Annotated in this window: 17 protein-coding genes and 2 pseudogenes; 13 read left to right on the top strand and 6 right to left on the bottom strand. The window is 58.7% G+C overall.

Annotation, left to right across the window (positions count from 1 at the left end):
- Positions 1-113 precede the first annotated feature (113 nt).
- The 3 genes and pseudogenes from NE547_RS15085 to NE547_RS15075 form a co-directional block, all read right to left on the bottom strand.
- Entirely contained in the window at positions 114-635 is a 522-nt protein-coding gene (locus NE547_RS15085; RefSeq protein WP_256176312.1) for a GAF domain-containing protein, read from the bottom strand.
- 597 nt (positions 636-1,232) lie between these two features.
- A pseudogene (locus tag NE547_RS15080) lies at positions 1,233-1,854 on the bottom strand (CatB-related O-acetyltransferase).
- A 392-nt stretch (positions 1,855-2,246) separates the two neighbouring features.
- The gene (locus NE547_RS15075) at positions 2,247-2,453 is read right to left on the bottom strand and encodes a hypothetical protein (protein ID WP_370866858.1); all 207 of its coding nucleotides are present in this window, start codon (positions 2,451-2,453) and stop codon (positions 2,247-2,249) included.
- Positions 2,454-2,615: 162 nt separating this feature from the next.
- Between NE547_RS15075 and NE547_RS15070 the strand changes: the two genes are divergently transcribed.
- The 5 genes and pseudogenes from NE547_RS15070 (at position 2,616) to NE547_RS15050 (ending at position 11,562) form a co-directional block, all read left to right on the top strand.
- A complete protein-coding gene (locus tag NE547_RS15070; protein WP_370866857.1) occupies positions 2,616-3,458 on the top strand; it encodes a tyrosine-type recombinase/integrase in 843 nt (280 codons plus the stop codon).
- 503 nt (positions 3,459-3,961) lie between these two features.
- A complete protein-coding gene (locus tag NE547_RS15065) occupies positions 3,962-4,294 on the top strand; it encodes a hypothetical protein (protein ID WP_243204824.1) in 333 nt (110 codons plus the stop codon).
- A gap of 13 nt (positions 4,295-4,307) precedes the next feature.
- The gene (locus tag NE547_RS15060) at positions 4,308-8,816 is read left to right on the top strand and encodes an S-layer homology domain-containing protein (RefSeq protein ID WP_256176311.1); all 4,509 of its coding nucleotides are present in this window, start codon (positions 4,308-4,310) and stop codon (positions 8,814-8,816) included.
- A 937-nt stretch (positions 8,817-9,753) separates the two neighbouring features.
- Positions 9,754-10,610: pseudogene (locus tag NE547_RS15055) on the top strand (helix-turn-helix domain-containing protein).
- A 76-nt stretch (positions 10,611-10,686) separates the two neighbouring features.
- Positions 10,687-11,562 carry an effector binding domain-containing protein gene (locus NE547_RS15050; protein ID WP_256176310.1) on the top strand — a complete coding sequence of 292 codons (876 nt, stop codon included), beginning with the start codon at positions 10,687-10,689 and terminating at the stop codon, positions 11,560-11,562.
- A 47-nt stretch (positions 11,563-11,609) separates the two neighbouring features.
- Here NE547_RS15050 and NE547_RS15045 read toward each other — a convergent pair whose 3' ends face one another.
- Positions 11,610-12,233, bottom strand: a complete 624-nt coding sequence (locus NE547_RS15045) for a GNAT family N-acetyltransferase (RefSeq protein WP_256176309.1) — start codon at positions 12,231-12,233, stop codon at positions 11,610-11,612.
- A gap of 479 nt (positions 12,234-12,712) precedes the next feature.
- On the opposite strand from NE547_RS15045, the gene NE547_RS15040 reads away from it, so the two are divergent.
- From NE547_RS15040 to NE547_RS15010, 7 genes are all read left to right on the top strand, one after another.
- Complete coding sequence (locus NE547_RS15040; RefSeq protein ID WP_256176308.1) at positions 12,713-13,150, top strand: SufBD protein; 438 nt, start codon at positions 12,713-12,715, stop codon at positions 13,148-13,150.
- Positions 13,147-13,680, top strand: coding sequence for a CDP-alcohol phosphatidyltransferase family protein (locus tag NE547_RS15035; RefSeq protein WP_256176307.1), 534 nt, complete (start codon positions 13,147-13,149; stop codon positions 13,678-13,680). Before NE547_RS15040 ends, NE547_RS15035 begins: the two co-directional genes overlap by 4 nt.
- A gap of 14 nt (positions 13,681-13,694) precedes the next feature.
- Complete coding sequence (locus NE547_RS15030; RefSeq protein ID WP_256176306.1) at positions 13,695-14,081, top strand: MmcQ/YjbR family DNA-binding protein; 387 nt, start codon at positions 13,695-13,697, stop codon at positions 14,079-14,081.
- Positions 14,082-14,225: 144 nt separating this feature from the next.
- Positions 14,226-14,852 (top strand): CatA-like O-acetyltransferase, family 2, encoded by a 627-nt coding sequence (locus tag NE547_RS15025; protein ID WP_256176305.1) that lies wholly within the window; start codon positions 14,226-14,228, stop codon positions 14,850-14,852.
- A 275-nt stretch (positions 14,853-15,127) separates the two neighbouring features.
- Positions 15,128-15,874: a GNAT family N-acetyltransferase gene (locus NE547_RS15020; RefSeq protein ID WP_186908488.1), complete on the top strand. Its 747-nt coding sequence runs from the start codon at positions 15,128-15,130 to the stop codon at positions 15,872-15,874.
- 9 nt (positions 15,875-15,883) lie between these two features.
- Positions 15,884-16,708, top strand: a complete 825-nt coding sequence (locus tag NE547_RS15015) for an alpha/beta hydrolase (RefSeq protein ID WP_256176304.1) — start codon at positions 15,884-15,886, stop codon at positions 16,706-16,708.
- The gene (locus NE547_RS15010) at positions 16,699-17,460 is read left to right on the top strand and encodes an EFR1 family ferrodoxin (protein ID WP_352408283.1); all 762 of its coding nucleotides are present in this window, start codon (positions 16,699-16,701) and stop codon (positions 17,458-17,460) included. The genes NE547_RS15015 and NE547_RS15010 overlap by 10 nt, the downstream gene beginning before the upstream one ends.
- A gap of 42 nt (positions 17,461-17,502) precedes the next feature.
- On the opposite strand, the gene NE547_RS15005 is transcribed toward NE547_RS15010, so the two are convergent.
- Both NE547_RS15005 and NE547_RS15000 read right to left on the bottom strand, forming a co-directional pair.
- Positions 17,503-18,063 (bottom strand): phosphatase PAP2 family protein, encoded by a 561-nt coding sequence (locus NE547_RS15005; RefSeq protein WP_186908487.1) that lies wholly within the window; start codon positions 18,061-18,063, stop codon positions 17,503-17,505.
- Between the two features lie 70 nt (positions 18,064-18,133).
- Entirely contained in the window at positions 18,134-18,634 is a 501-nt protein-coding gene (locus NE547_RS15000) for a DUF4330 domain-containing protein (RefSeq protein WP_256176303.1), read from the bottom strand.
- Between the two features lie 115 nt (positions 18,635-18,749).
- On the opposite strand from NE547_RS15000, the gene csaB reads away from it, so the two are divergent.
- Positions 18,750-20,972 (top strand): polysaccharide pyruvyl transferase CsaB, encoded by a 2,223-nt coding sequence (gene csaB, locus NE547_RS14995; RefSeq protein ID WP_256176302.1) that lies wholly within the window; start codon positions 18,750-18,752, stop codon positions 20,970-20,972.
- The last annotated feature ends 5 nt before the right edge of the window (positions 20,973-20,977 follow it).

The following is a 20,977-nucleotide window of genomic DNA, read 5'->3' as shown; positions in this document are numbered from 1 at the left end:
AGTGGTTTCGCAGAATCGCCACCAGATATGACAAGTCGGATGCTTCCTTCCTGGCCTTTGTGTATCTTGCCTCCATCGCTATTTTGTTGCTTTAGCACAATCTCCACCTTTTTTCAAACAAGCCCTAATATCACGTAAAAAATAATCTTTGCCATAACCCGAAGGATTTCTATTTGCTCGCTTGACAGCTCTTTCGGTGCGTCGCAAAAATCAAGTCCAATAAATCCCACAAAATCCCCATATTCAAATAACGCAACAAGAATTACCGCTTTTATATTCTGCTTCAAAAGAAGCTCTTTTAGCGGACCGTCCTCCATTTTTGAAAGGTCCGATCGGTACCAGACGCTGTTTTCTTCAAATAATTCAGATATAGGGCAATCTAAAACATCTTTGTAGCTCACATGTTTAAAATTATCTTCCTGTGGAGCAACCTGCGCAGCACACCATTCATAGGTGTTCTTGCCGCCCAGATTATCGATGCCGTCCTCAAAAATGTATGCACGGCCAGCGCTGAAATGCTCGCCCAGCATTCCAAGAACAGTATGAATGGCAGACGCAGCATCGCTCTGCCCAAAAATCACATCAAGGGCGTTTTCGATGATCGCACTTTCGTATATTGTTCTTTTTTTCTTCATTTCCTATCGTCCATCTTGTATAAAGTTTATTCACCAATGGTGTAATGCAGTTTGTTTGAACACTTCCGTTTTCCGCCTGCTCATCTGCAGTATCTCTCATGCTCAGCCCGGTCAATTCTACTTTGCTTCTATATCTTTCAAAATGATTATACTAAACTTAATTGTCCTATTCAACAATTAATAATTGCAAATGGCCGCTTCAAAACAAATTTAATCCGTTGCCAAAGTCGGTCTTGCGTGACACAGCGACGCGCAGGCGCACGAAATTAAGGCATTACCGCATGATTCAACGCGTGCGGATTGGCGCGAAAATTTGTGCCGCAAAAAGGCGTAAAACCGCAGGAATACTTTGTGTATTGCAAGGTTTTGCAACGCATTTGTGGGGCAAATTGGCCGCCAGGACGTGCGTGGGGAATTGTCCGGTGATGCCTAAAATTTATGTGCTGCCCTATTTCCCATTCGCCGCCGGATTGACCCTGTTAGCCGGGCGGGCTTTTGGACCGATTAAGCAATTGAACGCAACGCAATGCCGCAGAGCCAAATACGACGGTTTGTCGTGTTTGGCTCTGCGGCGTTTCATCTGGCTCTTTTCAATATTTACCGGATCTGGTCAATGCGTCCCGACTGGATCGCACTCAGGTTGGCGGCGATCCTTTCCTCCGGCCAATCCCCACCGCAGCGCAAGCAAGGTAGAAGCGACTGCGTCGGAAAACCGCTTTTGGATCGGCTTGGCCGGGACGCCGCCCACGATGGTATAGGGCGCAACATCGTTTGTCACGACAGCCCGGGCGCCGATAATGGCCCCATCTCCGATGGTCACGCCCGCCAGAACGACCGCCTCAAATCCAATCCAGACATCGCTGCCGACGACAATATCTCCTTTGTTGTCCCATGCGTCGTCCACACGCTCCCGGCTGAGCCCCCACTCCTCAAAGAAGATGGGAAAGGAGTATGTAGAGAGCGAGGTCCGGCTGCGGTTGGCGCTGTTAAAGAGGAATTTGGTTCCGCAGGCAATGGAGCAGAATTTACCAATCACAAGCCGGTCATGGTTGATGGGATAGTGGTACAAGACATTGTTCTTTTCAAATTCCGCAGGGTCATTTACGAAGTCGTTGTACATGGTATAATCGCCCACGGTGATGCCGGGATCAGTAACGACCTGTTTCAGATAGACCGTCTGGCGATCCCCCGTCCGGGGATAAATTTTCGATTCTTTCATCGTCCGTTTTCCTCCCTGGCTGGACGGTTTCCCGTCCGAATCAGAGACAGGCCTGTATCCGCCGCTGTTTCCTGTCCGCGCGCCGGGCAGCAGAGCGGGTGTGGCCGTACGCGCTGTTTTGGCAGACCGGGCCGCCAAACGCTTTCGGGGAGGCTCCCCAAACACGGCGCTCTCTCCCGGATACCGCCGCGCTCTTGAACGGTACGCTTATTGCGCCAGCCGTATTCCAGTCGTTCAAGACGGAACCCGGCGGCTTGAACCATAATGTTTCAAACCGCCCCGGCATCCCAAACGCAAGATCGTTGTAACGCAGCGATCTTTTATTTGGGGTGCTCTTTCCATATGATTACCGCTATTAGGAAAACAGGCTGTCGCGGTGGGGTAGAACCTGCTCAAACAACCTGTGCGTGGGGTTCGGCGTTGAGTTCGATGTACTCGACGATTTTACGAAGCTCGTCGGCAAACTTGAAGCGGACGCTGATATTACCGTTTTCGTAAACCTTGATGTGGTCTAGCAGCTCCACCAGAATGTCACGGGTCAGACATTCGATGTTCTGGTACTTCATAACGGCCGCCAGCGCCGGGTGTTCATTGTCCACGCCGCTTGCCAGTTCAGCCCGCTCCGCCGTCAGCTTTTCCAGTACAGCGGTCAGCGTGGTTGTTTGGCGGTCATATCCCCATACGCAGCCAGTACCTCTATCCGTATAGTCCCCCTTGAATCAGGTAAAATACAGGTACCACAACGATCGGAGGCTTTTTGAATGGATATGAACAGACTGACCCCAGAGACCATTGCGGCCTATGCCCTGTATCTGCGCTCGGAGGAACACGCGCCCGGCACCATCGAAAAATATTTGCGGGACGTGCGGTCCTTTGCCGCATGGCTGGAGGAGCGGACCGTGACAAAAGACCTTGCGGCTGCCTGGAAGGAGCATCTGGTTTCCACCAACCATGCTCCCGCCACGGTCAATTCCATGCTGGCCGCAATCAACAGCCTGTTTCGCTTCCAGGGCCGGGACTTCCGGGTAAAGTTCCTGAAGGTGCAGCGCAGGATGTTCCGGGATTCCACCCGGGAACTGACCCGGCCTGAATATGACCTGCTCGTAGATACGGCCAGGGCCAGCGGCAAAGAGCGCCTTGCCCTGCTGATGGAGGCGATCTGCGGTACCGGCGTCCGGGTCAGCGAGGTAAAGTATCTTACCGTGGAGGCCGCCCAGCGGGGCCGGGCGGAAATCACGCTGAAAGGTAAAATCCGGGTAATTCTGCTGCCCAATAAGCTGTGCCGGAAGCTGTTGAAGTACGCCCGAAAAGAAAAAATCGCTTCTGGTGAGCTCTTTGTCACCCGAAGCGGAAAAAGTTTGTCGAGACGGCAGATCTGGGCGGAAATGAAACGGCTGTGTAAGGCGGCCGGTGTGGCCCCGGAGAAGGTCTTTCCGCACAACCTGCGGCACCTATTCGCAACGACGTATTACCGGGCCTACAAGGATATTGCCAAGTTGGCGGATGTGCTGGGCCACTCCAGCATCGAAACCACGCGCGTCTATCTCCTGACTACCGGGGCCGAGCAAGTGAAGCAGCTCGACCGTCTGGGGTTGGTCTCATAGGCAAATTCAACATTTCGCCGCAAAAGCCGCAGACATCCCGCTGTTTTCGGCTACATATCGTACACAAATTATACCATCCTGATCCTTGAAATGCAAGGCAGTTTCAGGCTTTTGCGTGCAAAAATCCAGGCCGCACGGTTCCATTTTCTGCGGCCTTACTTTTTCACGTCCGTTTCCCCTTTGAATGGGGGAACAGACGTTTTATTTTTGCCTCGTTTCTCCGCTTATCCCCAAATCCGCCCCATGAGAAAGGACCAAATGTTGATTTGGTTGATAAGGGAGGGCGAGCAGGTGGCAGGAGTAAGGACGGTAAAGACGATTGTGCCGAGCCATCGGCCCAGAGCGCGGCCCGTGGAGGAGCTGACATTGACTTTGCGTGGGGTGCGGACATACAGCCCGGTCCGCTCTTTGTGACGGGGGAAAGCCCCGGCGCCTGCGCAAATGGATCCTGGAGACTCAGGCAGGTATCCGGGCCGGTATGGACTTGCCGGCGGGGCAAGCCCTTGGCCGGATGTAGAGACAGAACCGCTCACCATCGGCTGGCAGCGGGAGGAGGCGAGACTCTGAAGGTAACGATTTCCCTGTTGGACGCCCTGGCGGTCAGGATTGGATGCGAGTATCTTTCCGACCTGCGGTTTCTGGACGGCATCCAGCAGGTGCGGCTGGTACGGGCCCTGAAAAAGATCGGCCCGGAGGAAGCAAGTCTGGCGGAGTGGAACGATGCGCTGCAATACCTGATCAATGAACCGCCCCGGCAGACGCCGGAGGATGCAAAAGCGCGTCTGATCGATTCGTTATCCCAGCCCCGGAGCGCGGGGCAAAAAATACGCAAATGAAGGAGCGAAAAACATGAAACGATTCCTGTCAAGCCTGCTTGTGCTTTGCATGGCAATGACCTTTTTGCCTGCATCTGCAGCAGCGGCCAGCGTCTCCCCCTTCGGGGATGTCCAGTCAACAGACTGGTATTATGATGAAGTGCAGTATGTCTATGAAAACGGGCTGATGAGCGGCACCAGCGCCACGACCTTCAGCCCGGACACCACGACCACCCGCGGCATGATCGTGACCATCCTCCACCGGCTGGAGGGCACCCCCGCCGTATCCACATCGGGTACCTTTGCGGATGTGACGGCAGGCCGGTATTATACCGACGCCGTGGAATGGGCCTCAGCAAACGGCATTGTAGGCGGCTATGGGAACGGCAGGTTCGGCCCCAACGACCCCATCACCCGGGAGCAGATGGCTGCCATTCTGTACCGCTACGCCGCGTATAAGGAGTATGATGTGAGCGGAGCCGCCGACCTGTCCGGCTATTCGGACGCATCCAGCATCAGCAGCTATGCCCGTGTCGCCATGCAGTGGGCCAATCATTCCGGCCTGGTGAACGGCACCAGTGACACTACCCTTTCTCCACAAGGCAGCGCCACCCGCGCACAGGCCGCAGTGATCCTGTATCGTTTCTGCGAAGAGATCCTGGGCGGTATTGAGACGGAAGGTGAGTTCACTGTTACCTTCGAGTATAACTATGGCAGCAAGGGTACTTACGAGACTGTGAAGGTCGATGCTGGCGAGACTGTTGAGAAGCCTAAGAATCCTACCCGCAGCGGCTATGGCTTTGACGGCTGGTACACCAAAACGGCCGGCGGCACGAAGTTTGATTTTGATGATGCGATTATTGCGGACCTGACTCTGTACGCCCATTGGTCCGGCAACAGCGGCGGCGGTTCCTCCGGCGGCTCCAGCCACAGGCACAGTTATATCGGGACGGTAACCACCCAGCCCACCTGTACCGCAGAGGGCGTGAAAACGTATACCTGCTCCTGCGGCGCCAGTTATACAGAGGCCATTCCGGCTCTGGGCCACAAGGAAGACAAGCCGATCAGCAACGGCAACGGAACTCACGATATCAAGTGTGTCCGTTTCAACGATTGCGGCCACTATATTTGTGATGACGAAGCCTGTACCTATGATGCGGGCACTGCTGTCGAGGGCGGCACGAAGTATACCTGCACCGTCTGCGGCTATTCCTATGTAGCGCCTGCCGATTCCGGCAAGACCTATGTCGCGTCGATTGGCTCTACCGGCTACGAGACGCTGCAAGCCGCTGTAAATGCCGCCAGTACCAACGACGCCATCGTTCTGCTGGATAACATTCAGCTGACCGCACAGCTCAGCATCGACAAACCCCTGACCATCAACGGCAACGGAAAGACCATTTCCGCAAACAATACATCTTGGAGCGGCGAGAACGGCTACAAGAATCTGGTTCATATCAGTTCCAACAATGTGGCGCTGTCCAATGTGACCCTGAACAGCAGCAGTCAGGCCTGCGGCTTGAACGTCTATCAGGCCACGGGCGTGACCCTGAGCAATGTGACGCTTCAGAACAGCAAGAACGCTGGTCTGGTCGTCAACGCCTCCACAGTGACCGCCACCAACCTGAACACCAGCGGCAACTCTTGGGGCGCGGTCAATGTGGACAAGAGCGGCGCAAAGTTCACCCTGACCAGCGGCACCCTGAGCGAGGCTAACCAAATCTGGAGCGAGCTGCTGGACTGGGACGTCGTGGATGCCCCCGACAGCTATTATCAGTATAACTATATCAGAAGCAGTGATAGCACGGAATTCTTTGTCTGGACTACCACCCTCCCCGCCGAGGCCGCGGCAAAGATCGGCAATGTCTACTACCAGACCCTTGACCTGGCCCTCAAGTACGCAGAAGATGGCGATACCATCACTCTGCTGAAAGATGCCGAGTATACCACCGGCTCCACCCATGACGGTGCCGCTATGTTTGACGGCAATCTGACTATCGAAGGCCAAACCGATAATGTCAAGCTCCATCTGATCGGCCAAGGCGTCACTCCTCTCTATGTCACCAACGGAACTTTGACTATCAAGAACCTGACTGTTACCGATGCGGTAACTTACAACCCGACCTCTTGGTATTGGATGTTCGGAAAAGTGCAGGGCAAGGCCGCTTTTAAGAATGTGACCTTTGAAAACGGCTTCCATGTGACTCAGAATGTTGCTTCCGGCCCTGCTCCTGAGGTCACATTCACGGGCTGCACCTTTAAGAATGCTGAGGATGCCTATTATTCCGCATGGGTCAACGGCGGTACGGTGAGTTTTGACCGCTGCTCCTTCCCCTCTAACCGTGGCTTGAAAATCCATGATGATAATGGTGCCAACGGCACCATCCGTGTAACCAATTGTACCTTTAATAATGCAGGAAAGCCCGGCGTGGCCTTGGGAACTGTTGCGGCTGCGGCGAGCATTTCCATCACGGACAGCACCTTTACCGACTGTGCTGCCGGCGATCAGGGCAACTATATCTATGAGACGGATTCCATCCATCCCACCGCGGAAGGAAACAAGGTGATCCTTGCGGGCGCAGAGCAGACCTGCAAGACGGTTGACAACAAGAACTATGTTGTATTCAACGCCGACGGCATGATGGCGATTGCAGATGTTATCGCTTCCGTGACGCCCAGTGAAGGCAATATCATCTATTTCAAGCTTGCTCAGAATGTGGACATGTCCGGTAAGACCTGGACACCTATGGCTATGCACTGGGCAAATTTTGACGGCCAGGGTCACAAGGTCTCCAACCTGACCTGCGGCATGGACGCCACGGCAAAAAGCGGCTTCGCCGGTTATCTGGGCGCCGGCACCCTGGAAAACCTTACGCTTGAAAACGTAACCGCCGCCGGCGAACAGGCGGGCATCATCGCCGGCAACGCCGAAGCCGGCACCCTTACCAATGTGACGATTGCCGGCGCCAACACCGTCAGCTATCAGGATAGCCCCGACTACGCTGAATCCTGGGGCGGCGTTGGAGCCATCTTCGGCGTAAATACTGCTGGTGAGAGAACTGTCGGCGTTACCGTTGCAGAGGACGCAACCATCACGCTGAACTACAACAGCATGACTACCGAGTCTCCCTATGGCAACGAAAACGCATTTATAGGCAAGGTGCACGTGACTGCCAACAACGGCACTGTGACTGCTGTCGGCAGTTGGGCAAATACCGTGTCCAATGAAATTACCACTATACAGGCTGCCACTGCTTCTGGTAAAGCGGTCGTGTTGAGCGATAATATCACGGTTCCTGCCGACCAGCTTGTGGCTGGCTATGGCAATAACGAGTCTGCGCTGGCCGTTAGGGGCGGCATCTTGGACGGCAACGGCAAAACGCTGTCCGCTGTAGGTCTGGACGACACATGGGACTGCACTGTCTATACTACCGGCGGCACAATCAAGAATCTGACCATTGACAGCGGTTTCCGCGGCATTATGACCGGTGGTCTGTCCTCTGACCTGGTAATCGACAATGTGACCATTGATGGTCCTGTTTATACCATCCATGGTGACAGCAGCACCGTCAGCGAGTATAAACTGCTGGTCAGTAACTCCACCATCAATGGCTGGACTTCCTACAGCAATATGTTTGCAGAAGTGAAGTTTACCAACTGCTCCTTCGGTGAGGGTGCCGGCTACGCCTTCCTGCGTCCTTATCAGGATACCACTTTTGATAGTTGTGACTTTGAAGCCGGTTTCGTCCTAGATCCTTCAATAGCGAAAAACCTTGACTTCACCAACTGCACAATTGCAGGTGTTGCCGTAGCAGACAATCAAGTCAAAGCGCTTCTAACTGCTGGTGCCGCTACCTATGATTCCGAGAACGATGTCTGGTATGCTGAAGATGGTGAAAATACGCTTTCTTATATTTCCTACAACGGTGACGCTTCTGCTGTGGTTATCCCTGATACATTTAATGGTAAATCTGTCACCGCTATCGGAGACCGCGTTTTTGACAGCAACACCACGGTCACTTCCGTCACCCTGCCCGACAGCATTACCAGCATTGGCAACCGTACATTCCGCAAGGCAACGGCACTGAACTCCATCACTCTGCCTGCTGATCTGCAGAAGATTGATGAGGGCGCTTTCCAGCAGTCCGGTCTGACCGGCACCGTGGTCATCCCTGAAAATGTTACGGAAATTGCTGCGAACGCTTTCTACGAGGCAGAAGGAATTACCTCCATTAATGTTCCCGCCGGCGTTACCGTGATCTCCGACAATGCCTTTAGAAACACCGGCATTACTGAAATTACCCTACACGCCGGTATTACCGAAATCGGCAGCATGGCTTTCCGCGACTGTAAAAACCTGACTACCATCAACTACAGCGGGACAATGGAGCAGTGGAAGGATATTACTGTTACTGGCAACTGGGTGTTGAATGCTACCGCAGGCACCACAGATACGATCAATATCATTTGCACAGACGGTACTATCGTTCATGGCGTATCCTCTGCAAACCACGGTATCGTTTCTGAAATTCCTAATTCCTGAGTATCGTGCACGGTTGCCACTGATATCATTCTCAATTGGACCAGACCGCAGAAAAACAATTTCCGACTCTCATCCGCCCCTCCCCTATAGGGGAGGGGCTGGCAAAGCAAGCCAAGCGATTTGAAAAGACCACCTAGTGAAAGGGCCGGGGGCTTCGGCTCCCGGCCTCTCCGACCCCTTCAACGCGTTGGAGGGGTCGGAGCGGAAGTACCAAAACAGATCCTGCCATAAAGTTGCCGGAAAAGTACGCACAGACGCCTAAACCTATGGTACAATAGAAAAAAGGCGGGGCAGCCGCAGGCATCACCAACCGGGGGTATCGCCCAACCGGCCCATCAGCAGAGGGAGCGGCGGTATGCGTCATCTCCGTTTCAACGTCTGCGCAGAGAGGAACGATGCAACGGACCATGCAAGTTTCCGCCTGTTCTGCACCGCTGGGAGCGGCGCTGTTTTCCCGGCCTGAAAGAACCGCACCTCCGCCGGCACGGCAGCGCCTATATGCTGGAACGCCCCAACGGCCGCGCATCGATGGGTCTGTTCCGCCGCCGCCGTGAGGAAGCAGGCCCCCTCTGTCACAACAATGCGGTTTCCGCCGTCTCGGCGCGTTTGAAAAAACGCCCAGACCCAGCAGAGCCTTTTGACGGAGCAAAAAACGTCGAGAAAATTCCTTTGCTCTTTGTTATAATAATGCCTGTGAACCAAAGCGCAATACGCTTTGGCCGCAGGGCGCCAGAGACGTTTGGGAGCATGCGGGCATTGTCACAATGCGTATTTCAGGTGAAACACGGATGCGTTTCCCTGAGGAGGCAGGGCCTTGGCCCCGCAGCCCTGCCCCCCGCGGTCGGGCCAAGGATTTTCGCCTGACCGCCTGCGCATCCGGATCAGCACGTCAAAGCAGGTGAAGCGCGTGAAGGAACCGATTCTGGCCGTCCAGCGGATGCAGGACTACATTGAAGCCCACCTGGCCGAGGAGATCACCCTGGCCGGCCTGTCCCGGGCGGCGCTGTTCTCCCCCTGGTACGCCCGCCGCATCTTCCGGGAGCACACCGGCTGCTCCCCTGCCGATTACATCCGCCGCCTGCGGCTTTCCAAGTCCGCCCTGCGGCTGCGGGACGAGCGCATCCGCATCATCGACGCGGCCTATGACTGCGGCTTCGAGAGCGTGGACGGCTACCAGCGGGCCTTTCTGCGGGAGTTCGGCTGCAACCCCAAGAATATGCCATGCGCCCGGTCCCTCTCGCTCTTTTTACCGCCTACGGCGTCAAATTCCGGAAATATTTGCATAAGGAGCGATGTGAAATGAGCGGGATCAAAAACGTGTTCATTCAAGTGGTGGAGAAGCCTGAGCGTCAGGTCATCCTCAAGCGGGGCGTAAAGGCGGAGGAGTACATGGGCTACTGTGAAGAAGTAGGCTGCGACGTGTGGGGCGTGCTCACCAGCATAAAATCCCTCTGCGGCGAGCCGGTGTGCCTGTGGCTGCGCCCGCCCTACCAGACGCCCGGCACCTCCTCCTACGTGCAGGGCGTGGAAGTGGCGCAGGATTACGACGGCCCCGTCCCCGAAGGCTTCGACGTCATCCGGCTGCCCGCCGCGTCCTATCTGATGTTCCAGGGGGAGCCCTTTGCGGAGGAGGACTTCTGCGAGGCGATCCAGGCGGTGCAGGAGGCCATGGACCGCTACGACCCGGGCCTCATCGGTTACCGCTGGGACGACGAAAATCCCCGTATCCAGCTGGAGCCCCGGGGCGGCAGAGGGTACATCGAACTGCGGGCGGTGAAACGTTCCGAGGCCTGACAACACAAAGCACAGAATGTCAGGCTTTTGCTGCCGAAATCTGCGATAATCCATTCAGACGGAGGAGGGATCTGCCATGGACTGGATCACCGGGATTCAGCGGGCGCTGGACTACACCGAAGCCCACTTGACGGAAGCGATCGACTATGAGCAGGCGGCAAAGCAGGCCTGCTCCTCAGCCTTTCATTTCCAGAGAATGTTTGGGATGCTCTGCGGCTTTACACTGGGGGACTACATCCGTATGCGGCGTCTGACGTTGGCCGCCTGCGCGCTGCAGCAGACGGACGAAAAGGTCATCGACATCGCCATGAAGTACGGCTACGACACCCCGGAGAGTTTTTCCAGAGCCTTCGCCCGGTTCCACGGCATCAGCCCCACCGACGCGCGACGGGGCGGAACGGTCAAATCCTTTTCCAGGTTGTCCGTCAAATTGATTTTAACAGGAGGCAACACGATGGATTACAGAATTGTGGCGAAGGACGCGTTTCCGGTAATCTGCAGGAAAAAACAGGTCTTCAAGCCCCAGGGCGACATGGCCACCGCCGACATTTCGGCATTCTGGAACGAATGCGGCCGGAACGGGACCATAGAGGCCATCTGCAAGTATGCCGATTTCCATCCGACCGGCGGCCTGATGGGCATCTGCTTCTCGGGCGAGATGGACGATTCCGCATTCCCCTACGGGATCGGCGCGCCCTACAACGGGGCCGAGGTGAAGGACGAGGGGCTGGAGGTCATCGAGATCCCGGCGCACACCTACGCGGTTTTCACCTGCAAGGGCAAGATGCCCGATGCGTTCCAAAAGACCTATCAGCAAATCTGCACCGAGTTCTTCCCCCAGAGCAATTACGAGTACGGCAGCGGCGTGGAGCTGGAGGTCTATCCCTCGGCGGACGTCCAAAACCCGGACTATACCTGCGAGATCTGGATCGCCGTAAAAGAGAAACCGTGAGCGCCATACGGCAAGGGAGCGGCCCGAATGGGCCGCTCCCTTGTTCGCTACACCAATTGCCCCGGCAGCTTCCGCTTTTCCCTGGGCGGGAACAGGGCGTCGAACGCCTCCGCGGCCGCCTCGTCCACAAAGTAGCCCTCCGGGTCACGGTATACGCCGGTGACGCCGTCCAGGAAGCCGGGCTCCAGCTCCCGGATCAGGAAGTAGGGCACCTCCGCCTCCCGCGGCTGCGCAAAATAGTGGATGCCGCAGGTCGAGGCCACCACAAAGCCGGATTTTCCGTAAAAGCCGATGTTGCCGGTAATGGCGAGGGCGCCTGCTCCCAGCTTCCGGGCCGCCTCCATGGAGCAGCGGAGCAGACGGGTCCCGTAGCCCTGCCCCTTGCAGTCCGGCGCGATGCTGATGGGGCCGAAGGTCATGATGGGGATGACCCGTCCGTCGTCCCCATGGATCTCGGAGCGCAGATACATCACATGGCCGATCAGCCTGCCGTCCCGCTCCATCACGAAATCCAGCTCCGGGACAAAGGCGGGATCGTCCCGGAGGACGTGCAGGACATAATGCTCCAGACATCCGGGGCGGTACACGTTCCAAAAGGCCTCGCGCGTCAGCTGTTCCGCTTCGCGGTAGTCGTTTTTCGTTTCCAAACGGATGGTGTAATCTTGGTTCATAGGGGTTACCTCCTCAAAATTGTAGCATGGCAATGATGGGAGGTTCGTGAGATCGTGTCCGGCAAACCTCCCGGTCAGCCCACAATCTCCAAGGCGTTGTGTTTCAAACAGCAATCTCCTAACCGTTGATGTTGGCCGGACCGCGGGTCCGGACCACGAGGTGATTATAACCCTGTCGCTGCCAAAACGCAAGATTTGTCTCGGATTTGCGCACAGCCCGGTACACAAGTCTTTCCCTGCAAGGATTTGCGTGGTATACTGGCAGCAAAGGAGCGATTCCGGCGGCAACCGGCGAACTGCTGTTCTTCGGTCTCTCCTGCCGGACGGATTCGCCCCGGGCGGCTGCTGCTGCGGCGCCCTATCCCAACCGCCGGGCCCGCCCCGTCATCGTATTGGAAGCGGCGCAGCCGCCCGGGGCGCAGACGGGCTGGCTGCGGGAGGCACATGACTTCGCACGTGCGAAATAGGAGGGAGCCAGTATGGAACCATCCAACTGTATCGCCCGTCTGACCAGCAGGGACGTGAAAGACGCCCGCGCCTGGGCAGACCAGATCGCGGCGGAAAGCCGGGAAAGCAGCCGCTGGGCGCCCTACCTGGCGGATTTCGCAGCGCTCCTCCGCCACAAAAATTCTCTGGTGCGCAACCGCGCCATTTCCCTTCTCGCCGCCAATGCCCGGTGGGCAAGCGCGGAGGCTTTTGAGGCTCTGATGGACGAATTTTTCCGCCACGTCACCGACGAGAAGCCCATTACCGCCCGGCAGTGCATTCAGGCGCTGCCGGAAATCGCCGCGGCCCAGCCCCGTCTGATCCCCCGCATCCGCCGGACGCTTGAGCACGCCGACCTGAGCCGCTACCGCGACAGCATGCAGCCGCTGATTTTAAAGGATATCACAGCCGTGCTGGGGCAGCTTCCATGAGAAACCGTCTGCCCAGCCTGCTCACCGCAGCACGGTTCCCGCTGGCCCTGGGGCTGCTGGCCGCCGAGGTCTCAACGCGGTTTCTGGCGCTGTACCTGCTCTGCTGCCTGACCGATGTGCTGGACGGCCTGGCCGCCAGGCGCCTGAATGCCTGCTCCGCGTTCGGCGCGCGGCTGGATTCGGCGGCGGATCTGGCGGTAACGGCGGTACTGGTATGGCGGCTTTGGCCCCTGGCCGCCCCGGATCCCTGGCTGACATTGTGGATCTGCGCCGCCGCGGCGGTCCGTCTTGCCGCGGCGCTGGCCGCCCGGCTGCGCTTCGGGCGCTTTGGCTTTCTGCACACCTGGGGAAACAAGTGTACCGGCGTTCTGCTGGCTCTGTACCCCTTTGCGCTGGTGCTGACCGGGTCCCGCTGGACGTTGGTCATCGTCCTCATCGCGGCCAGCCTCTCGTCGCTGGAGGAGTTGGTGATCGAGTGCAGGGCGGAACAGTGGGCGCCGGACCGGCGCGGTCTGTGGGAAAAAAGATAAGGAGTGGTTCCTTCATGGATCGACAGGCGGTCTTGGAATGGGTGCAGCGGCAGTATGGGACGCTTCCGGACGATCCGTGGGCCCGTTATCCCCACTATGCAGTGCTGCGAAGCCCCCGCGGCAAATGGTATGGCGTGATGATGGACGTACCCAGGGACAAACTGGGTTTGGCCGGCACGGGGAACGCGGAGGTACTGAATGTGAAATGTGCCCCACTGCTTGTTGGTTCTCTGTGGCTGCAGGCGGGATTTCTGCCCGCGTATCACATGAACAAGAGCAGCTGGGTCAGTATCCTGCTGAACGGCACGGTTTCAAACGAGGAGATCAAAAACCTGATCGACATGAGCTATACGCTGGTTCAGGCAAAGAGGCGGCGCAAGTCACGGGATCGCGAGGATTAACGCCTGTTTCAAAAAGTGGAAACAGGCCCATCCCCGCAAGATTGGAAACGCCGGCAGGCCGTTTTTTATCGGCATGCGGGGCATGGCAAAAAAGCGGCGCCGTCCTGGACGGCTTGGCCCGCGTTGATTGACGGAGGAAACGGAATGGCAAAAGAAATCGATCCGAAACAGACAAAACGCGCTCCGGCGTTCGAGCTATGGATGAAAGCGCCCATGCCGATGGTGACGCTGTTCAAAACTCTGGATGTAACGCGCCTTGTCCGGGTAAGCCGCAAAAGCGGCTGTAAGTTCCATATGCTCATGTGCTGGTGCATCGGCAAGGCGGCCGCGCAGACGGAGGAATTTTATATTCTCCCGGTCGGGGATAAGCTCATGCAGTATGACAAGCTCGCCGTCAATACCGTCGTTACGACGCGGGATGGCGAGTTAAGCACCTGTGACATTCCCTATTCCGACCACCTGGAGCAATTCAACCTGGATTATCTCAGGCTGACCCAAGCAGTCTGCGCGACCGGGGAAGCGTATTGTCTGGGGGAAGATTGGATGGTGATCGGCACTTCTGCACTGGCCGGCTATGAAATAGACGGTATGGTCAATCTCTACACAGGTTTTTACAACAATCCTTTTCTGCTTTGGGGGAGATATCGCAAGCGATTTTTAAGCACAACGCTTCCCGTCTCTTTTCAATTTCACCATACCCAGATGGACGGCGCTCCTGCCGCACAGTTCCTGGCGCGTCTGCAGGATGAAATGAACCGGCTGACCCTATAGCCCCATGCGCCTCTTCCCTTGGCAAATCACTCCGGATGTTCGGGGGACGGGGATCGGGAGGAGCCCGGTAGCGGGGCCGGAAAAAGGGGCCGCGGCAAGAAGCGGTTTGGGGATACGGATGGCCTTGGTGCGTTTCCGCTTTGCCGCCATCGCGGGCCGGAACGAACCGAAGCAGGTTGACCCGACCTTGGAAGCAAACGGTCCTCCTGCATTGTGTTTTGTACAGCAGAAGAACGGGGAACCCCCCCCCCGTCTGTGGAGAGGAGAACGATCACATGTGCGCGGACTTTATCAACTTGACGCCGGAGAACCTGGCAAGTGAGCATTTGTGCTGTATCATCCGCAGCAAAAAGCCCCATCCGGGTGTGGAGGCCAAGCGGCAATGGCTTGCAGAGCGCCTGCGGGAGGGGCATGTCTTTCGAAAGCTCAACGCCAGGGCTGCGGTGTTCGTGGAATACGCACCCCTGGAGACGGCTTGGGTCCCGGTCACCGGGGACAATTACCTCTACCTGTACTGCCTGTGGGTGAACGGCGAACAAAAGGGAAAGGGCTACGGAACGGCGCTGATGGAGTATTGCCTGGCGGATGCCAGGGCGCAGGGAAAATCCGGCGTCTGCATGCTGGGAGCGGCCAAGCAAAAAGCCTGGCTCTCCGACCAGACTTTTGCGAAGAAATATGGCTTTGAGGTGGCCGATACCACGGAAAACGGCTATGCGCTGCTGGCGCTTTCCTTTGATGGGACCATGCCGAAGTTCGCCCCAAACGCAAAGCGGCAGGAAATTGAGCCCAGGGAACTGACCGTTTACTATGATTTTCAGTGTCCCTTTGTTGTTCAAAGCGTGGAGCGGCTCCAGACCTATTGTGAGGAGAACGGGGTCCCGGCATCCTTTCTTCAGGTGGATACGCTGCAAAAAGCAAAGGAGCTGCCCTGCGTATTCAATAACTGGGCGGTGTTTTATCAGGGAAAGTTCCAAACCGTCAATTTACTGGATGTCGCCGGTTTAAAGCGAATCCTTCCATGAGGCCGCGCCATGAAACGGAACGTATTACTGCTCGGCCGCATCTCCGCCGTGTTATACGGCGAGCCGTCCGACCGGGTCTGGCTGTTCGTCCACGGCAAATGCGGCTGCAAGGAAGAGGGGGCGGCCTTCGGGGAGATCGTCTGCCCCAAGGGCGCGCAGGTGCTGGCCATTGACCTGCCCGAACACGGCGCACGGAAAGAGGAATCGGGCTTCGTCCCCTGGCAGGTCGTCCCGGAACTGCGGGGCGTGATGGCGTACCTGCGCGGGCGCTGGGGCCGCATCAGCCTGCGCTCCAACAGCATCGGCGCGTGGTTTTCCCTGCTGGCCCTGGCGGACATGCCGCCGGAGCAGGCGCTGCTGGTATCGCCGGTGCTGGACATGGAACAGCTGATCCGGAACCGGATGGGCTTGGCCCTGGTCGACGAGACGCGGCTGGAGCGTGAGGGCGAGATCGCCACTGATTTCGGCGAGACGCTCTCCTGGCGGTATCTGCAATACGTCCGGGCCCACCCCATCACGAAATGGAACGCCGCCACCGAGATCTTATATGCCGGGCGGGACACCCTGACAGATCGGGATACGGCGGACGCCTTCGCCCGCCGGTTCGGCTGCGGCCTGACCGTCATGGAGCGCGGCGAGCACTGGTTCCACACGCCCGAACAGCTTGCGGTATTGAACGCTTGGGAGGAAAAGCACACAGGGCCCGAGAAGTCTGCAACGGCAATGAAAAATTCCAGGTGCGCTTCCAGACCTTCGCCGGGCGGACGGCCCGGATCATCCAGCATGGGAGCGGCCACTGCGAGGGAATCGTCATCTGAGGAGGGATCCATCTGATCGTTTATTTTACCGGCACCGGCAACAGCCGGTACTGTGCCCAGCAGCTGGCGGACCAACTGGAGGATACGCTGCTGGACGCCGTTCCCTTCATCCGGGACGGCATCGCGGCGGAGCTGTTTTCGGAGAAGCCCTGGGTATTTGCGGCTCCGACTTACGGCTGGCAGCTGCCCCGGGTTTTCGCCCGGCTGATCCAAAACGGCAGTTTTGCGGGCAGCCGGGACGCTTACTTCGTCATGACCTGCGGCAGCGAGATCGGCAATGCAGCGCGGTACAACCAGGCACTCTGCAGGAAAAAAGGGCTCCGCCATCGCGGAACCCTCCCTGTCGTCATGCCGGAAAACTACATCGCCCTGTTCGACGCCCCGGAGGAGGCGGAGGCCCGCAAGATCATCGCCGCCGCCCAGCCCGCGCTGGAGCGCGGTATCGGCTGCATCCGGTCGGGGCGGGACTTCCCCGCAGTCAAGGCCGGTTTGACCGACAAGCTGAAGTCCGGCATTGTCAACGCCGCGTTCTACCGGTTTATCGTCAGGGCCAAGCCCTTCACGGTTTCCGACGCCTGCATCCGCTGCGGCAAGTGTGAAAACGCCTGCCCGCTGGGCAACCTCCGGCTGCGGGACGGGACGCCCGTCTGGGGCGGCCGCTGCACCCACTGCATGGCCTGCATCTGCGGCTGCCCGGCCGGGGCCATCGAGTATGGAACGGCCAGCCGGGGCAAGCCCCGGTATCAGTGCCCGGAGTACGAGAAATAAGACCGGACCATGCCGTTGCATGGGGGCGCGCCCCCCGAATGGTCAGTTTTTCCGCTCCAAGTCCCTCCAGGCGGTAAAGCGGCGCCACAGCAGCCACGCCAGCGCGCTGCTCAGCAGCCCCACGCAAAGGCCTGCCAGCACGTCGCTGGGGAAATGCACCCCCACATACAGCCGGGAGAAGCCCATCAGCGCAGCCAGCGCCACGGCGGCGCGCTTCATCCACCGGCGGGGCAGCGTGCGGCACCAGGCGCCTGCGGCGGCAAAGGCCGCGCAGGTATGGCCGGAAGGAAAGGAGTTGGGATCGTTCTCCGCGATCAGCGGGACCAGCCCCGCCACCGTGTGCCAGGGCCGCGCCCGGCCCACCAGATGCTTCAGCACCACGTTGGTGCAGAGCATGCCGATCAGCAGAGCGAGCAGGCCGAGCATCCCCGCCTTTCGGGTGGGCCGGAACGCCAGCAGCAGCAGGGACAGGGCGATCCATAACAGCCCCACGTCTCCCATGTGGGTATACCCGATCAGAATGGGGTCCAGCAGGGCGCAGCGCAGCGTCTCCTGGATCCACAGCAAAACGGCGCCGTCCGCCGTCCAAAACCATTGGGGCATCCGATCTCCTCCAGACAGCCAAACTGGGGCGGCGGTAAAACCGCCGCCCCGCTCGTTTTCTTCCGCAGGTTCAGTTTTCCTCCCAGACGCAGCTCAGGATGGTGCCGTTGGCCAGCTCGAACTTATCGGTCTTGACAATATGGGTCTTGCCGATACGCACTTCCTGGGTGCCGATCTCCGTGGTGATCACGTTGACCACATTGCACTCGATGGTGAAGGTCAGATCCAGCTTGCCATCCCCGATGGGGAGCACCAGCGCATTGCCGGTATCGCTCAGCCGGGCGCGCTGTTCATGCTCCACGGCGGTCACGCCGGTCACCTGACCGTTGAGCAGTTCGCCGGAGGCCATCAGCGTGGAGGGGATATGCTCCTGGATATTCTCATAGACTTCCGGCTCCACATTCTCCACCAGCACGGTATACGTAACCTTATACGTCTTGGGATTGATGGCGTTGTTGTTCCCGCCCAAAAACTTCACGCCCAGCACCACCGCCGCCACGATGATCACCAGGATCACCAGCAGGTCCACGATATTGATCTTGCCGAACAGACGGCCCTTTTCATCCATCATCTTTTGCATCCTCCGAGGTTGTAAATTGACATAATACTTGGTACAATACAGGGGTACTCCGGTATTGTACCATATCCGGCCATTGATTCACAAGTCTTTTTTGGAGGTCCTCTTGATGAAGGTCATCCACCTGATTTCCGGCGGCGACAGCGGCGGCGCCAAGACCCACGTCCATTCCCTGCTTCAGAACCTGTCCCGGCGCATCGACGTGACCATGGTCTGCTTTATGGAGGGCCCTTTCGCGCAGGAGGCACGGGCGCTCGGCATCCCTACCGTAGTCTTCCCCGGCCGCAATCTGCTGCGCACCTATTCCGCCCTCAAACGCCTGATCCGCACGGGCGGCTATGAGCTCATCCACTGCCACGGGGCACGGGGCAACATGATGGGCGCCCTGCTGCGGCGCGCTACGGGACTGCCGGTGGTCACCACCGTCCACTCGGACTGGCGGCTGGATTATCTGGGCCGCCCCTTCTCCCGTCTGACCTATGGCAGCATCAACGCGTTTGCCCTGCGCCGGCTGGACTACCGCATCGGCGTGTCCGACGCCATGACCGATCTGCTCATTTCCCGCGGGTTTGATCCGGACCGGCTCTTCACCATCTATAACGGCATCGACTTCACCCCCCGCACGCCCGCGCTCTCCCGCGCGGAGTATTTCCGCTCGGTGGGCCTGCAAGCGGACGAAGACTCCGTGGTTGTCGGTATCGCCGCCCGGCTCAACCCGGTAAAGGACGTGGCCACCCTGGTCCGCGGCTTCGCCCTGGCCGCTTCTTCGTGTCCCAATCTGCGGCTGCTCATCGCCGGAGACGGCGATGAGATGGAGATGCTCAAAAACCTGGCCCGGGAGCTGGGCGTGGAGCGGCAGGTGTGCTTCGCCGGGTGGATCACCGATACCGACAGCTTTTATCACGCCATCGATGTGAATACCCTCACCTCCCTGTCGGAGACCTTTCCCTACTCCCTCACAGAGGGGGCCCGCGCCGCCCTGCCCACGGTGGCCAGCCGGGTGGGCGGCGTCCCCTATCTGATCGAGCACGGGATCCACGGCCTTTTGTTCGAGGCCGGGGATGCGGAGGGGCTCTCCCGCCATCTGGCCGCTTTGGCCGGGGACCCCGTCCTGCGGAAACACCTGGGTGAGCGGCTCTACCAGCGGGCCAGACAGGACTACTCCCTGGAGAGCACCCTGGAGCGGCAGCTCACGATCTATGAGACCATCCTGCGCCGAAAGGAACGCGCCTACCGGCGGGACGGGGCCTTGGTGTGCGGCGCCTATGGCCGCGGCAACGCCGGAGACGACGCCATTCTGGAGGCCATCGTCACCGAGCTGCGGCAGATCGACCCGGATCTTCCGGTATGGGTCCTCTCCCGCAATCCGGAGGAGACCCGCCGGACCTATCGGGTCAACTCGATCTACACCTTCGCCTTCCCCCGTTTTCTGTGGCGGATGCACAGGACCCGGCTCTACATCAACGGCGGCGGCTCTCTGATGCAGGACGTGACCAGCCACCGCTCCCTGTGGTTTTATTTGTTTACCATCTCTGCGGCCAAACTGCTGGGCAACCGTGTGATGATGTACGGCTGCGGCATCGGCCCCATCCACGCCCCCGCCAACCGCCGGCGGGCGGCCCGGGTGCTCCAGCGGCATGTGGACGCCATCACCCTGCGGGACACCCACTCCAAGGCGGAGCTGGAGGATATGGGCGTCACCCGGCCGGAGGTCCTCCTCTCCGCCGACCCCACCGTTATCCTCCCCGCGGCCCCGCCCCAGGTGGTGGACGGCCTGCTGGAACGGCAGGGCCTGGATCCCCAGGGGCGTTACATCGGCTTTGCCCTGCGGCCCTGGCCCGGCTTTGAAGAGAAGGCCGCGCTCTTCGGCGCGGCGGCGGACTACGCCTGGGAAGCCTACGGTCTGATCCCCGTGTTTCTGCCCATCGAACGGCGGCTGGATGTGAGCGCCGCCCGGCTGGCCGCCCGGGACATGAAGGCGCCCTATCACATTCTGGAGGATACCGGCCGCTCCGACCACACCATCGGCCTGTTTGCCCGGATGCAGGCCGTGGTATCCATGCGCCTGCACGCGCTGGTCTTTTCCGCCGGACAGGGGGTGCCCCTGGTAGGCGTGGTGTACGACCAGAAGATCAGCTCCTTTTTGTCCTATATCGGCCAGGATCTGTATACCGATCTGGACCAGGTGACGCTGGAAGCCCTGTGCGCCCACATCGACGCCGCCTGCGCGCGCATCGGGGATACGGAATTCCTCTCCGGCGGCGTGGACCGGCTGCGCCAGGTGGAGCGCCGCAACCAGGAGACCGCCCGGCGGCTTCTGGAGGCGAGGTGACCCGG

The organism is Flavonifractor sp. DFI.6.63, from assembly GCF_024462255.1.
Taxonomy (GTDB): Bacteria; Bacillota; Clostridia; order Oscillospirales; family Oscillospiraceae; genus Lawsonibacter_A; species Lawsonibacter_A hominis.
Note: the sequence above shows the minus strand (reverse complement) of the source record. Positions and strands in the feature narration are given on the sequence as shown.